General features: G+C 72.3%; 13 protein-coding genes (1 of these 13 cut by a window edge). 2 read left to right on the plus strand and 11 right to left on the minus strand.

The genetic code is table 11. The features are described from left to right. The 6 genes from proC to SCNRRL3882_RS17540 all read right to left on the minus strand — a co-directional run. On the minus strand, positions 1–566 hold the 5' portion of the coding sequence (proC, locus tag SCNRRL3882_RS17515; RefSeq protein WP_010048770.1) for a pyrroline-5-carboxylate reductase. The gene continues 247 nt to the left of window position 1, outside the view; the window shows 566 of its 813 coding nt (coding positions 1–566); its start codon is at positions 564–566; its stop codon lies beyond the left edge, outside the window. A gap of 124 nt (positions 567–690) precedes the next feature. Beyond that, positions 691–1,500, minus strand: a complete 810-nt coding sequence (locus tag SCNRRL3882_RS17520) for an ABC transporter permease (protein ID WP_010048772.1) — start codon at positions 1,498–1,500, stop codon at positions 691–693. Then, a complete protein-coding gene (locus SCNRRL3882_RS17525; RefSeq protein WP_010048774.1) occupies positions 1,497–2,327 on the minus strand; it encodes an ABC transporter ATP-binding protein in 831 nt (276 codons plus the stop codon). The genes SCNRRL3882_RS17520 and SCNRRL3882_RS17525 overlap by 4 nt, the downstream gene beginning before the upstream one ends. A gap of 32 nt (positions 2,328–2,359) precedes the next feature. Further along, the gene (locus tag SCNRRL3882_RS17530; protein ID WP_010048776.1) at positions 2,360–3,220 is read right to left on the minus strand and encodes a class I SAM-dependent methyltransferase; all 861 of its coding nucleotides are present in this window, start codon (positions 3,218–3,220) and stop codon (positions 2,360–2,362) included. A gap of 62 nt (positions 3,221–3,282) precedes the next feature. Further along, complete coding sequence (locus SCNRRL3882_RS17535; protein WP_010048778.1) at positions 3,283–3,765, minus strand: hypothetical protein; 483 nt, start codon at positions 3,763–3,765, stop codon at positions 3,283–3,285. Positions 3,766–4,132: 367 nt separating this feature from the next. Continuing rightward, complete coding sequence (locus tag SCNRRL3882_RS17540) at positions 4,133–4,462, minus strand: SH3 domain-containing protein (protein ID WP_010048780.1); 330 nt, start codon at positions 4,460–4,462, stop codon at positions 4,133–4,135. Positions 4,463–4,643: 181 nt separating this feature from the next. Between SCNRRL3882_RS17540 and SCNRRL3882_RS17545 the strand changes: the two genes are divergently transcribed. Next, positions 4,644–6,788: a serine/threonine-protein kinase gene (locus tag SCNRRL3882_RS17545; protein ID WP_010048782.1), complete on the plus strand. Its 2,145-nt coding sequence runs from the start codon at positions 4,644–4,646 to the stop codon at positions 6,786–6,788. 67 nt (positions 6,789–6,855) lie between these two features. Here the strand turns inward: SCNRRL3882_RS17545 and ilvD are convergent, their stop codons facing one another. The 4 genes from ilvD to SCNRRL3882_RS17565 all read right to left on the minus strand — a co-directional run bounded on the left by ilvD (position 6,856) and on the right by SCNRRL3882_RS17565 (position 11,341). After that, entirely contained in the window at positions 6,856–8,709 is a 1,854-nt protein-coding gene (ilvD, locus tag SCNRRL3882_RS17550; RefSeq protein ID WP_010048784.1) for a dihydroxy-acid dehydratase, read from the minus strand. 131 nt (positions 8,710–8,840) lie between these two features. Next, positions 8,841–9,485, minus strand: coding sequence for a TetR/AcrR family transcriptional regulator (locus tag SCNRRL3882_RS17555; RefSeq protein ID WP_010048786.1), 645 nt, complete (start codon positions 9,483–9,485; stop codon positions 8,841–8,843). Continuing rightward, positions 9,482–10,306, minus strand: coding sequence for a sugar phosphate isomerase/epimerase family protein (locus SCNRRL3882_RS17560; RefSeq protein WP_010048788.1), 825 nt, complete (start codon positions 10,304–10,306; stop codon positions 9,482–9,484). Before SCNRRL3882_RS17560 ends, SCNRRL3882_RS17555 begins: the two co-directional genes overlap by 4 nt. A 102-nt stretch (positions 10,307–10,408) precedes the next feature. Further along, complete coding sequence (locus SCNRRL3882_RS17565; RefSeq protein WP_010048790.1) at positions 10,409–11,341, minus strand: Ppx/GppA phosphatase family protein; 933 nt, start codon at positions 11,339–11,341, stop codon at positions 10,409–10,411. Between the two features lie 71 nt (positions 11,342–11,412). Between SCNRRL3882_RS17565 and SCNRRL3882_RS17570 the strand changes: the two genes are divergently transcribed. Next, entirely contained in the window at positions 11,413–12,228 is an 816-nt protein-coding gene (locus tag SCNRRL3882_RS17570) for a hypothetical protein (RefSeq protein ID WP_010048792.1), read from the plus strand. Positions 12,229–12,245: 17 nt separating this feature from the next. Here SCNRRL3882_RS17570 and SCNRRL3882_RS17575 read toward each other — a convergent pair whose 3' ends face one another. After that, entirely contained in the window at positions 12,246–13,967 is a 1,722-nt protein-coding gene (locus tag SCNRRL3882_RS17575) for a BACON domain-containing protein (protein ID WP_010048794.1), read from the minus strand. Positions 13,968–14,161: the final 194 nt, after the last annotated feature.

The raw sequence follows: 14,161 nt of genomic DNA on the forward strand, positions 1-14,161 counted from the left end.
ATGCCCGCGTCGGTCATGGCTTCGACCAGGTAGAAGAAGTACGCCGGGCCGGAGCCGGAGAGGGCGGTGCAGGCGTCCTGCTGGGACTCGGGGACGCGGAGCGTCTTGCCGACGGCGCCGAAGATCTCCTCGGTGTGGGCGAGGTGGTCGGCGGTCGCGTGGGTGCCGGCGGAGATGACGGACATCGCCTCGTCGACCAGGGCCGGCGTGTTCGTCATGACGCGGACGACCGGCGTGTTGGGGGCCAGGCGGTCCTCGAAGTACGCCGTGGGGATGCCGGCGGCGCCGCTGATGACCAGGCGGTCGGCGGGGACGTGGGGGGCGAGTTCGTCGAGGAGGGTGCCCATGTCCTGCGGTTTGACCGTGAGGATCAGGGTGTCGGCGATCTTCGCGGCCTCCGGGTTGGTGACCGGGGTGACGCCGTAGCGGGTGTGGAGTTCTTCGGCTCGTTCCTGGCGGCGGGTGGTGACCAGGAGGTCGGCCGGGGTCCAGCCGGCTCGGATCATTCCGCTGAGCAGGGCTTCGCCGATCTTGCCGGTGCCGAGGACTGCGACTTTCTGGGTCATGGCGCGGGGTGCCTCCGGGGGTGCGTCGTCCGGGGTACATCCTCGCATCGGGCAGCGGCTGGCGGCTTGTGTGTCCGTTGGGCGGGATGTGGGGGTGCCCCCGGGCGGTGGCGGTGCTGCCGGCTCATGCCGTCCTGCGTCGCAGGGTCGCCGCGCCCAGGGTCAGGACCAGCAGGGCGCAGCCGGCGACGATCAGGATGTCGCGTACGAACGTGGCGGTCATGTCCGTGTGGCGGAGGACCTCGTTCATGCCGTCCACCGCGTAGGACATGGGGAGGACGTCCGAGATGGCCTCCAGGGCCGGGTGCATGTTGTCGCGGGGTGTGAACAGGCCGCAGAGGAGGAGCTGGGGGAAGATCACCGCCGGCATGAACTGGACCGCCTGGAACTCCGAGGCCGCGAAGGCCGAGACGAAGAGGCCGAGGGCCGTGCCGAGGAGGGCGTCGAGGAGGGCCACCAGGAGGAGGAGCCAGGGGCTGCCGGTGACGTCGAGGCCGAGGAACCAGACCGCGAGGCCCGTGGCCAGGGCGGACTGGATGATCGCGAGGGTGCCGAAGGCGAGGGCGTAGCCGGCGATGAGGTCGCCTTTGCCGAGGGGCATGGCGAGGAGGCGTTCGAGGGTGCCCGAGGTGCGTTCGCGCAGGGTGGCGATGGAGGTCACCAGGAACATCGTGATCAGCGGGAAGATCCCGAGCAGGGACGCGCCGATGCTGTCGAAGGTGCGCGGGCTGCCGTCGAAGACGTAGCGCAGCAGGAACAGCATCACGCAGGGGATGAGGATCAGCAGCGCGATGGTGCGGGGGTCGTGGGCCAGCTGGCGCAGGACGCGGGTTGTGGTGGCGGTGGTGCGGGAGGCGTTCAGGGCCCTCGGTGGCGTTGGGGTCGGTGTGATCGTGGGGGTGGGGGTGGGGGTGGAAATGGGGGTGGGGGTCATCGTTTCGTCTCCCTTGTGTCGGCTGCCGCCTCTGCCTCGTCCACCAGGTGCAGGAAAGCCTCCTCGACCGTGTCGGCGCCGGTGCGGGTGCGCAGGGCCTCGGGGGTGTCGTCGGCGAGGAGCTCGCCCTCGCGCATGAGGAGGAGGCGGTGGCAGCGTTCGGCCTCGTCCATGACGTGGGAGGAGACGAGGAGTGTCGCGCCGCGGCTCGCCGCGATGTCGTGGAACAGGGTCCAGAGGTCGCGGCGCAGGACAGGGTCGAGGCCGACGGTCGGTTCGTCGAGGACCAGGAGTTCGGGGGTGCCGAGGAGGGCGACGGCCAGGGAGACGCGGTTGCGCTGGCCGCCGGAGAGGTTGCCGGCCAGGGCGTCGGCGTGGGTGGTGAGGTCGACGTCGGCTATCGCGCGGGTGACGTTGTCGTGGCGGCGGTCGGCTGCGGGCCGGCCGGGGTCGAGGATCGCGGCGAAGTAGTCGAGGTTCTGGCGGACGGTCAGGTCGTCGTAGACGGACGGGGCCTGGGTGACGTAGCCGATGCGGGTGCGGAGGGTGGGGTGGCCGGCGGGGTGGCCGAGGACGTCGAGGGTGCCGGTGACCTTGGCCTGGGTGCCGACGGTGGCGCGCATGAGGGTGGACTTGCCGCAGCCGGAGGGGCCCAGTAGGCCCGTGATCTGGCCTCGGGGGACGGTGAAGGCCAGGTTGCGCAGGACCGTGCGGGGGCCGCGGGTGACGGTGAGGTTCTTGGCGTGGACGGCCGGGGGGTTGTTGGTGTGGGTGGCTGGTGGGGTCTTGGTGTGGGTGGGCGGTGGCCCAGGAGCATTATTCATCATGTGATGAATAATGCTCCTGGGCTTGGGGTGCGTCAAGCAGGGGCCTTCGCCAGGAGGAGGACTACGTCGTAGACCTCCTCGACGACGCCGTCCGGGAAGGTCTTGAGGAGGTGCTCGCGTTCCTCGGCCAGGAAGGCCGCGGTGTGTTCCTCGCCGTGTACCAGGAAGACCGAGTGGCTGCCGATGTTGGCGAGGTGGGTGTCGACCGGGACGCGTCGGCTCCAGCGGACCGTGCGGCGGGTGAAGTCGAGACGGCCGGTGGGGTCGGCGGCGCGGGCGTTGACGTTTCGCCGCTCGGCGGCCGTGTCGATGCGGAAGTGGCGTTCCGTGCGGGCGGCGGCTTCGGCGATCCACGGCACGTCCAGGGCGTCGGTGTTCCACCAGAGGGCGAGGGCGCCGCCGGGGCGCAGGACGCGGAGGGCCTCCGGGACGGATCGGGCCTGGTCGGTCCAGTGCCAGGCCTGGGCGTAGGTGACGAAGTCGACGGAGGCGTCGGCGAGGGGGAGGTCGTCGCCGGTGCCGCGGACGATCGGGATGTCGGGGAGGGTGCTGCGGAACTGGGCCGCCATGCCGTCGCCGGGTTCTACGGCGATGACGTCGGCGCCTCGGGCGTGGAGGAGGGCGGTCGCTATGCCGGTGCCGGCGCCGATGTCTGCGACGCGGGAGCCGGGGAGGGGGTGGTCGGCCAGGGCTTCTACCGCGTCGAAGAGGGCTGGGGGGTAGGAGGGGCGGTTGGCCGCGTATTGGGCTGCGGCGGTGTTGAAGGAGTGGGCGCGGGCGGTGTGGGTGGGGGGTGTTGTCGGGGTGGGCGGCGTCGGTGTTGGGGGTTCGGTGGTGGTTTCTGCGGTGGGTTCGGCTCCGGTGGGGTGGTGGGCGGCGGCGTGTGGGGTCATGCGGCCATGGTGGCCGGGGGCGGGGGTGGGGGGTGGTGAGATTTCGGTGAGAGGCCGGCGGGTTATGCGGGGCGGCGCTTTTTCGACGGGTTGCCCGAGCGGCGGGTGGTGCGCTTCTCGTGGTGCTTGCGGGCTGCCTCGTACTCCTCGCGGTGGAGTTTCTCGCCGGGGGCCTCGGTGAGGGAGCGGAAGAAGTAGGCGAGGAGGGAGCCGACGAAACCGATGGTCAGGAGGCCGCGGAGGGAGGCCTGCCGGTCGGGGTCGGGGCGGCGGGTGAAGCCGTCCCAGGTGTGGCGGAAGGCCATCGCGCTGCAGATCGCGAACATCACGACCATGAGCAGGGTCACGAAGCTGCCGATCGCGGCGATCCGGAGGCCCTGGTAGGCGAGCCGGAGGACGAGGCAGGAGGCGGCTGCGGTGGCCAGTGAGCCGATGGCGACGCCGATGCGACGGGCGGTGTAGCCGTTGTCGTGGTTCAGCCAGGTCGTGCCGAAGAAGCGGATCGGCTCGGGGCGGGGGGCGTGGGGGCCGTTCTCTGCGCTCACCGGTCGATTATGGCTCGGGTACGGCTCGGGGGCGTGGTCGGATGCCGACGGCGGCCTGCGCGGGTGGGTGGGGGTGCGCGTAGCGCCTGTTCGCCGGGGGTGGGGCGGGGCCGCGCCGGGGGGTGTCCGTCCTCGGAACGGCGCGATGGGGCCCCACACCGACTGACTGGCGTTGACACGCCAACCGCTGCGGGCGGACACCCCCTGACACGTCCCCTTCCGTGCGTACGCGAGTGCGGGTGCGCGTACGCGTAGCTGCGGGCAGTCGTGCCGCTGAGGGCGCCACCCCGCTCCGCCGGGTTGCGGACCCACCCGGCCCCAGCGGCAACACCGCGCAACCGGACAGCCCCGGCCCCGCTGCCGCAGGTCAGCCGCAGCGGGGGCGGATGTAGCCGTCGCTGCCCGTGTTCACGTAGGCGTCCGAGACGTACTGGCCGCTCGCGATGTTGTCCCAGATGTTCGTCGTGCCGTACGGGCCCGTGACCCAGGTGCCGGGTGTCTGGCAGTGGATCAGGACCCGGGAGCCCTCGGGCAGGACCTTGACGATCGGGTAGCCCGTGCCGGGACCGCTGCGGACGTTGAGGCGCACGCCCGGTGCGGTCGAGAAGTACGTGGCCGCCGCGGCCAGTGTCGTGACCAGCGGCATGCCGGTCTCCTGTGTGCCGCGCTCGGCCTCTTCGACAGGCTCGACTGACATGAAAACCTCCCCCGTTGCACCCCATGGCTGCCATGGGGTCCCGTTGATTCCCCTGAATCACGCCATCAAACACCTGTACGTGACTCGACAGCGGAGGCTAGCAAGCCGCCTCTGTCCCGTACGAGTCATCGACTAGGCTCCGTGCGTCGCGCGCGCGGACGAACAGCACGGGGGTGGTCCCATGGCGCCACAGCGGAACGTCGGAGCGGGCCCGGAAGCGGAACTTCCTGAGTACGCCGGTCACTACCGGCTGGAGTCCTGTCTGGGCTCGGGCGGCATGGGCGTCGTGCATCTGGCCCGGAGCACGTCCGGGATGAAGGTCGCCGTGAAGGTCGTGCACGCGGAGTTCGCCAAGGACCCCGAATTCAGGGGTCGTTTCCGGCAGGAGGTCGGGGCGGCGCGGCGGGTCAGCGGGGCTTTCACCGCGCCCGTCGTGGATGCGGATCCCGAGGCCGGACGGCCCTGGATGGCCACCCTGTTCATTCCGGGTCCGACGCTGGCCCAGGAGGTGAAGCGGAACGGGCCCCTGCCCCCGGCGAAACTGCGTCGGCTGATGGCCGGGCTCGCGGAGGCGCTGCGTGACATCCACCGGGTCGGGGTCGTGCACCGGGATCTGAAACCGAGCAACGTCCTGCTCGCCGAGGACGGGCCGAAGGTCATCGACTTCGGCATTTCCCGGCCGAAGGACAGCGAGTTGCGGACTGAGACCGGGAAGCTGATCGGAACACCGCCCTTCATGGCGCCCGAGCAGTTCCGGCGGCCCAGGGAAGTCGGGCCCGCCGCCGACGTGTTCGCCCTCGGGTCCGTGATGGTGCACGCGGCCACCGGGCGCGGGCCGTTCGACTCGGACAGTCCGTACGTCGTCGCCTACCAGGTCGTGCACGACGAGCCCGAGCTGGCGGGTGTACCGGAAGAGCTGGCGCCGCTCGTGCTGCGGTGTCTCGCCAAGGAGCCCGAGGACCGGCCTTCTCCCGACGAGTTGATGCGGGAGCTGCGGTCGGTGGCCGCCTCGTACGACACGCAGGCGTTCATACCGGCGCAGCGGGTGGACGAGGCTCCGGAGGAGGCGGCAGCGGCTGGGGAGGAGAGTGGCGGGGGCGCCGGGGCAGCCCCTGCGGCTGAGAAGCCGTCGCGTCAACCCGTGTTGCGGCTCGGCAGGCGGGCGGCCCTCGGTGCCGGGGCCCTCGGGCTGGCCGTCGTCGGTGCTCTCGTGTCGGTTCCCTTGCTGGGGGATGGCGGGCCGGCGCCCGAGGTCGCCGCTCCGCGGACCAGGGCGGCCGCGTTCTCGGCGTGGGAGGCGCCGCCGTTGTCCGGGAAGAGCACACCTCAGTGTGCGTACGCGGCGGAGAAGTTGGTGTGTGCGCAGACCGGGCTGGTCTTCGCTCTCGATCCTGGCGACGGGCGGCTGCTGTGGCGGCATCCGCTGGACGGGGTCGCCGCGAGCGGGCCGCCGAGCGGGGCGCCGGTCGTCTCGGGCGGGCTGGTGCCGGCCGGGCTGGGCCAGGGGCGGCGGGTGACGATGCTCGATCCCGGCTCGGGTGACGTGGAGCGGCGGCAGGAGCTGCCCGCCTACGGGGGGCTGCGGGCCGTCGGCGGCATGCTGCTGCTCACCGCGGCCGACGGCACGGTCAGCGGCGTGGAGAGCGCCTCGGGCGATGTGAAGTGGAGTCATCGGATTCCGGGGCAGGACGTGCCGTACTTCGTCTCGTTCCCCGGTGATCCGCTGGCGTACGCGGCGAGCGTGTCCGGCGACGGGTCCGGCACGAAGGTCACGGCGGTGGCCCCGGGCACGGGTGACGTGCGGTGGGAGGCGCGGCTGGAGGGGGCGTTGCAGCCTCTCGGGGTGGTGGACGGGGCGGTCGTGTTCGTGGCGGTCGACGCCGTGCGCGGGGATGCCCGGGCCGTGGTCCGCTACGACCCGGAGAGCCGGACGAGCGTGCGGGTGCCGTTGACTGTTCCGTTGCAGCAGGTGGAGGGGAGTGTGCACGGGGACGTCGTGCACCTCATGGCGACGGGTGGGGCGCTGGTCGCCGTCGATCTGGAGGCGCGCAAGCAGCGGTGGAGTCTGGAGACGGGAGTCGTCCGGGGGTCGACGCCGGTCGCCGACGACCGGTACGTGTACGTCACCGCGCCGGACGGGCGGCTGCTCGCCGTCGACGCGCGGCGCGGGAAGCTCGTCGGACAGACGTCCCCGCGGCTGGGCGACCGGTCGGACCGGGTTCCGGCCGCGCTTCCCGAGCCCGTGCTCGTGGGCGACCGTGTCTACGCCGGTGCGCCGGACGGGTCCGTCTTCGCCGTGAGCGGGCGTGATCCGTCGGGTTGGTAGTGCGGGCCCGGCGTATGCGGAAGGGCCGCCCCCGGGAGACCGGGTGCGTCCCTTCCGCGTGGAACGCTCAGCCCAGACGGGTCACGTCACGCACGGCGCCCTTGTCCGCGCTGGTCGCCATCGCCGCGTAGGCCCGCAGCGCCGCCGAGACCTTGCGGTCGCGGTTCTTCGGGGCGTACACGCCGTTCAGCGCCTGCTCGCGGCGGGCCAGCTCGGCGTCGTCGACGAGGAGCTCGATGGAGCGGTTCGGGATGTCGATGCGGATGCGGTCGCCGTCCTCGACGAGGGCGATGGTGCCGCCGCCGGCCGCCTCGGGCGAGGCGTGCCCGATCGAGAGGCCGGACGTCCCGCCGGAGAAGCGGCCGTCGGTGATCAGGGCGCAGGTCTTGCCGAGGCCGCGGCCCTTCAGGTACGAGGTCGGGTAGAGCATCTCCTGCATGCCGGGGCCGCCCTTGGGGCCCTCGTAGCGGATGACGACGACGTCGCCCTCCTTGATCTGCTTCAGAAGGATCTTCTCGACGGCCTCCTCCTGCGACTCGCAGACGACCGCCGGACCCTCGAAGGTCCAGATCGACTCGTCGACGCCGGCCGTCTTCACCACGCAGCCGTCGACCGCGAGGTTGCCCTTGAGGACCGCGAGGCCGCCGTCCTTGGAGTACGCGTGCTCGACGGAGCGGATGCAGCCGCCCTCGGCGTCCTCGTCGAGGGCCTCCCAGCGCTCGGACTGGGAGAAGGCCTCGGCGGAGCGGACGCAGCCGGGGGCCGCGTGCCACAGCTCGACCGCCTCGGGGGACGGGGAGCCGCCGCGCACGTCCCACGTCTTCAGCCAGTCGGCCAGGGACGGGCTGTGGACCGCGTGCACGTCCTCGTTGAGCAGGCCCGCGCGGTGCAGCTCGCCGAGGAGGGCGGGGATGCCGCCGGCGCGGTGCACGTCCTCCATGTAGTACGTGCGGTCCTTGGCCACGTTCGGCGCCACCTTGGCCAGGCAGGGGACCCGGCGGGAGACCGCGTCGATCTCCTCCAGGCCGAAGGGGACGCCCGCCTCCTGGGCCGCGGCCAGCAGGTGCAGGATCGTGTTGGTCGAGCCGCCCATCGCGATGTCGAGGGCCATCGCGTTCTCGAAGGCCGCGAAGGTGGCGACGTTGCGCGGCAGGACCGTCTCGTCGTCCTGCTCGTAGTAGCGGCGGGTGATGTCCATGACCGTGTTGGCCGCGTCGACGTAGAGCTGCTTGCGCGCGGTGTGGGTGGCCAGGACCGAGCCGTTGCCGGGGAGGGAGAGGCCGATGGCCTCGGTGAGGCAGTTCATCGAGTTGGCGGTGAACATGCCGGAACAGGAACCGCAGGTCGGACAGGCGTTCTCCTCGATACGGAGGATGTCCTCGTCCGAGATCTTGTCGTTCACGGCGTCGGAGATCGCGTCGACCAGGTCGAGCGTGCGGACCGTGCCGTCGACGAGCGTGGCCCGGCCGGACTCCATCGGGCCGCCGGAGACGAAGACCGTCGGGATGTTCAGGCGCAGGGCCGCGTTGAGCATGCCCGGCGTGATCTTGTCGCAGTTGGAGATGCAGATCAGGGCGTCGGCGCAGTGGGCCTCGACCATGTACTCCACGCTGTCCGCGATCAGGTCGCGGGAGGGGAGGCTGTAGAGCATGCCGCCGTGGCCCATGGCGATGCCGTCGTCGACGGCGATCGTGTTGAACTCGCGCGGGATGCCGCCGGCCTCGACGATCGCCTCGCTGACGATCCGGCCGACCGGCTGGAGGTGGGTGTGGCCCGGCACGAACTCCGTGAAGCTGTTGGCGACCGCGATGATCGGCTTGCGGCCGATGTCCGCACCCGGTACACCGGAGGCGCGCATAAGGGCGCGGGCGCCCGCCATGTTGCGGCCGTGGGTGACTGTGCGGGACCTCAGCTCGGGCATCGTCGCTCGCTCCTTCAGAGACTGCGTCAGAGGATTCGGAGATTTCTGACTGCTACCGAGCGTACGCCGGTCATCCAGAGGGCGGGACGCAGTGTCCGGAATGCGGGATGCATGTCTCGGCTCACGGCGGTTCAGGGTCCGGTGAGGTGGCCCTGTACGACCGGTGCCAGGCGCGCGATGATCTGCTCGGGGTCCGCCGAGGCCAGCGGCTCGACCTTGATGACGTACCGCAGCATCGCGGTGCCCACGAGCTGGGCGGCGGCGAGCTCGGCCCGCAGTTCGGCGTCCGGCAGGTCCAGTCGTCCCGCGATGCGGCGCAGCACCTGGGTGGCGACGATACGGCGGAAGACGGCGGCCGCCGTCTCGTTGGTGACGGCGGAGCGGACGATGGCGAGCAGGGGCGCGCGGGTCGCCGGGTTCTCCCAGACACCGAAGAAGAAGCGGGCCAGGCGCTCCCCCACGCCGTCGAGCGGGCCCTCCTCGATGGCCTTCGGCGCATCGAGGGCGGGGCCGAAGGACTGGGTGATCGCCGCCTCGAAGACCTGCTCCTTCGTTCCGAAGTAGTGGTGCACGAGCGCCGAGTCGACTCCGGCAGCCTTGGCGATGCCGCGTACGGACGTCTTCTCGTAGCCGCGCTCGGAGAACTCCTCGCGGGCGGCGGTCAGGATGCTGTCCCGGGTGTCCGCGGACTCCGTGCGTGGGGGGCGGCCGCGGCGGCGGGCGGTCGGCCCTCTGCCGGGGCCGGTGTGGGTGCCGGCCGGGGGCAGGTCGCTCATCGCCTCGGCACCCTCACCGCCGAGGCCAGGTGCAGGCGCGTGAAGGCCAGTGCCTCCGCCAGGTCGGCCTCGCGCTCCGCGCTGGACATGGCGCGGCGGGTGTTGACCTCGATCACGACGTGCCCGTCGAAGCCCGTGCGGGCGAGCCGCTCCAGCACCTCGGCGCAGGGCTGGGTGCCGCGGCCGGGCACCAGGTGCTCGTCCTTGGCCGAGCCCCTGCCGTCGGCGAGGTGGACGTGGCCCAGCCGGTCGCCCATGCGGTCGACCATGTCCAGCGCGTCGGTGCGGGCCGTCGCGGTGTGGCTGAGGTCGATCGTGAAGTGGCGGTAGTCGTCCTTCGTCACGTCCCAGTCGGGGGCGTACGCCAGCATCTCGCGGTCGCGGTAGCGCCAGGGGTACATGTTCTCGACGGCGAACCGCACATCCGTCTCGTTCGCCATGCGCCAGATGCCGGCGACGAAGTCCCTGGCGTACTGGCGCTGCCAGCGGAACGGGGGGTGGACGACGACCGTGCTCGCGTCGAGCTTCTCGGCCGCCGCGCGGGCCCGCTGGAGCTTGGTCCAGGGGTCCGTGGACCAGACGCGCTGCGTGATGAGCAGGCAGGGGGCGTGGACGGCCAGGACCGGGATCTGGTGGTAGTCGCTGAGTCTGCGCAAGGCCTCGATGTCCTGGCTGACCGGGTCGGTCCAGACCATGACCTCGACTCCGTCGTAGCCGAGGCGCGCGGCGATCTCGAAGGCCGTGGCCGTCGACTCCGGGTAGACCGAGGCCGTCGAGAGGGCGACCTTCGCGTCCGGGATCCTTACGGCTGGCTCTGCCATGCAGGACAGATTACGGGGTGTGGTCGGGGTGGAGCGGGGTGCCTATTCGCCGTTGTGGTGTTTGCCATAGGAGAGTGCGGCTCCGCGCCCTCCCTGAGGGGCTCACACCGACTCCATGTGATCCAGGCGACGGAGGATCACGCCCTCCCTGAGCGCCCACGGGCAGATCTCCAGGCGCTCCACGCCGAAGAGGTCCATCGCGGCCTCGGCCACCAGGGCGCCCGCCAGCAGCTGGCCCGCCCTGCCCTCCGAGACGCCCGGGAGCTCGGCCCGTTCCGCCTCCGTCATGCCGGCCAGCCTCGGGACCCAGCCCTCCAGGGACTCCCGCTTGAGTTCCCGCTGGACGTACAGGCCCTCGGCGGAGCGGGCGGCTCCGGCGATTCGGGCGAGCTGCTTGAAGGTCTTGGACGTGGCGACGACGCGGTCGGGCGGTCCGAAGCGGCTGAACTCGCCGACCGTGCGGGCGACCTCGGTCCGGACGTGGCGGCGCAGGGCCCGGACGTCGTCCGGGGCGGGCGGGTCGCCGGGCAGCCAGCCGGCGGTGAGGCGGCCGGCGCCCAGCGGCAGGGACGCGGCCGCGTCGGGCTCCTCGTCGATGCCGTAGGCGATCTCCAGGGAGCCGCCGCCGATGTCCAGGACCAGAAGTTTGCCGGCCGACCAGCCGAACCAGCGGCGGGCGGCGAGGAAGGTGAGGCGGGCCTCCTCCTCGCCGGTGAGGACCTGGAGCTCGACGCCGGTCTCGGTGCGCACGCGCGCGAGGACGTCGTCGGCGTTGCGGGCCTCGCGGACGGCGGAGGTGGCGAACGGCAGGAGGTCCTCGACGCCCTTGTCCTCGGCGGCTTGGAGCGCCTCGTGGACGACCGATATCAGCCGGTCGACGCCCTGGGGGCCGATCGCGCCGTCGTCGTCCAGGAGCTGGGCGAGTCGCAGTTCCGCCTTGTGCGAGTGCGCGGGCAACGGGCACGCGCCGGGATGCGCGTCCACCACGAGCAGATGCACCGTGTTCGATCCCACGTCGAGGACACCGAGTCTCATGTACGGAACGCTACTGCCAGCTGTGCCGTCCGCCGTCCTCGGTGTGGGCACAAGGCCCGTACCCTGGAGTCGTGCCAAAGACGAAAAAGGCGAAGCGCGACAAATCATCGGGCGTCCCGCGGCCCGACGAGAAGGGCCCCGACGAGAAGGGCCTCGACTTCGCCCGCGCGTGGGTGGAGTTTCCTGATCCGGCGGACGACGAGCAGGTCTTCCGCTGCGATCTGACATGGCTGACCTCTCGCTGGAACTGCATCTTCGGCAGCGGCTGCCAGGGCATCCAGGCCGGCCGCGCGGACGACGGGTGCTGCACGCTGGGTGCCCACTTCTCCGACGAGGACGACGAGAAGCGGGTGGCCGAGCATGTGGCGAGGCTCACCCCGGACATCTGGCAGCACCACGCCGAGGGCACGCGGAACGGCTGGATCTCGGAGGACGAGGACGGCGACCGGCAGACGCGCCCCTTCCAGGGCTCGTGCATCTTCCAGAACCGGCCCGGCTTCCCGGGCGGCGCGGGCTGCTCGCTGCACATCCTCGCCCTGAAGGAGGGTCGCGAGCCGCTGGAGACCAAGCCGGACGTGTGCTGGCAGCTGCCGGTGCGGCGGACCTACGAGTGGATCGACCGGCCCGACGACACGCGGGTGCTCCAGGTGTCGATCGGTGAGTACGACCGCCGCGGCTGGGGGCCGGGCGGTCACGACCTGCACTGGTGGTGCACCTCGGCGACCTCGGCGCACGGCGCGGGCGAGCCGGTGTACGTCTCCTACCGGCCGGAGCTGATCGAGCTGATGGGCAAGGCCGGCTACGACCGGCTGGCCGAGCTGTGCGAGGAGCGGCTGGCCTCGCAGCTGCCGTTGCTGGCGCCGCACCCTGCCGATCCGGTCGACTGACGTCCCCGAACACACACCTAGGACGTGGACGGGCTCGGGTCGCCGCTGTCCGAGGGCGGGGGCGTCGGGTCCGTGGGGTCCGTCGGGCCCGGCTCCGTGGGCGTGGGGTCCGGGTCGGGTGACGGGGGCGGGGTGGTCGGCTCCGGGTCCGGTGGTGCCGAGGTCGTGGGCGCCGGGTCGGGCTGGGTCGCAGGCGGGTCGCTCGGACCGCTGGGGCGGGGGTCCGGGCGCGGGCCGGGGTCGGAGGGGCCGGGCGCGGTGCCGTAGCCCTCGATGTGGACGACGGCGCCCACCGGGGCGACCGCCACCTGCGCGTGCCAGGGGCCGGAGGGCTCTCGCAGATGGTCGACGTACACCTTGATCGTCAACGACTCGCCGGGCCGGAGGGTTCCCGACGACTGGCTCAGGTAGAGCCAGTCCGCTCCGGTGGACGCGGACCAGCGGACCGGGGCCGGGCCCGTGGCGGTCAGGGTGACGAGGGTGGTGTCGCCGCTGTTGTCCGCCGTGACGTCCAGGGTGCTCTTACGGCCGGCGCCGGCGACGCCGAGGACCTCCACGGAGACGTCGGCCTTGCCGTCCTTGCCGAAGCGGGGGCCGGGTCTGGTGCTCGCGTTGCCGGTGTTCTCGTAGCCGCCGCCGGCCATCTCGCCGTCCAGGCCGAACGGGTCGTCCGCTTCGCGCGCCGAGGCGGAGCGGCCGTCCTGGCCCTCGCCGACGGGGGTGCCCCGGTAGGCGGCCCACAGGGCGAGCACGGGGGCGGCCACGACGGTGGCGACGACGGTCGTGGTGACGGCACGCGCGCGGAGGCGGTCCCTTCGGGCGGCACGGTCCTTGGGGTCCATCGGGAAGCCGCGCCGGTCGAAGCGGGGTCCGGCGCCACGCACGCGTGGCTGGTGGGCCATGGCGACGTGCAGGGCCGCGCGCGGGGCCGGCAGGACGGGCAGTTCGGCCGGGGTGACGCTGGTGCCGGGCCAGCGGCCGGGGATGGCGCGCTCGGCGGTGCGGCGGCAGCGCGGGCAGTCGTCGACGTGCCGGACGAGTTCGCGGCGCAGGGCCGTGCCGAGCACGGGCCGGTCGTCGCCGACGAGGTGCGCGACGCTCGGACACGCCCCGGTATCGACGACGGCGAGGGCCGCACGCGTGCGTTCCACCTCGCAGGCGGCGGAGGCCAGCAGATCGCGGGCGGCCGCCAGGTCCATGCCCAGGACGGCGGCGACCTCGTGGGCGGCGAGGTGGTGGCGCACGGCCAGTTCGAGCGCCTCGCGCTGCTCCGGGGTGGTGCCGGCGGCCTCCGGCCAGGCCAGCAGGGCCAGTTCGCGCCGCCGCTGCTCCTGGACCTCCTCGGACACGGCCGGGCCGGACGACCGGTCGGCGCGCTGCGGGCGGCCCGCGGCATGGCTGCTCTGACGTTTCTGCTTGGCCTCGGCCAGCTTGCGCAGGCACGCCCAGCGGGCCAGCGCGTACAGCCACGCCCTGCGGTCGGCGGGGGCGTCGGGGGCGTGCCGGGCGCGGCGCTCGGCGAGGGCGAGGGCGTCGCCCAGGGCGGCGGTCGCGGCGTCGTGGTCGCACAGCACGGACAGGCAGTAGGTGAACAGGCCGTCCAGGTAGGGCTCGTAGCGCGCGGGCGGCCGCTGCGCCAACGTGTGCGCCGCCCCGCCGTCACGCGCCTCCCGGTGCGCCCGGTGCGGGCCGGCCGTGCGGGTGGAGCGGGTCGAGATCTCCGGAGTACTGCTCATCATTCGGCGACCGTAGGGGGCCGGGAGTGACACCTTCCTGCGGCTTGAGCACATTTAATCCGTACGGGTGAAACGATCCCTCAATCGGGGACAGGAACCAGTGGTTCCGGCGCTGGCGCGGGGTGGCGGGGCCCTGGCGCACAGGTGGCGGCCCCGGTCGGTCGCCGCGTTGTCAGTGCCGGCGGCTACGGTTTCGT

The organism is Streptomyces chartreusis NRRL 3882 (assembly GCF_900236475.1).
GTDB lineage: Bacteria > Actinomycetota > Actinomycetes > Streptomycetales > Streptomycetaceae > Streptomyces > Streptomyces chartreusis_D.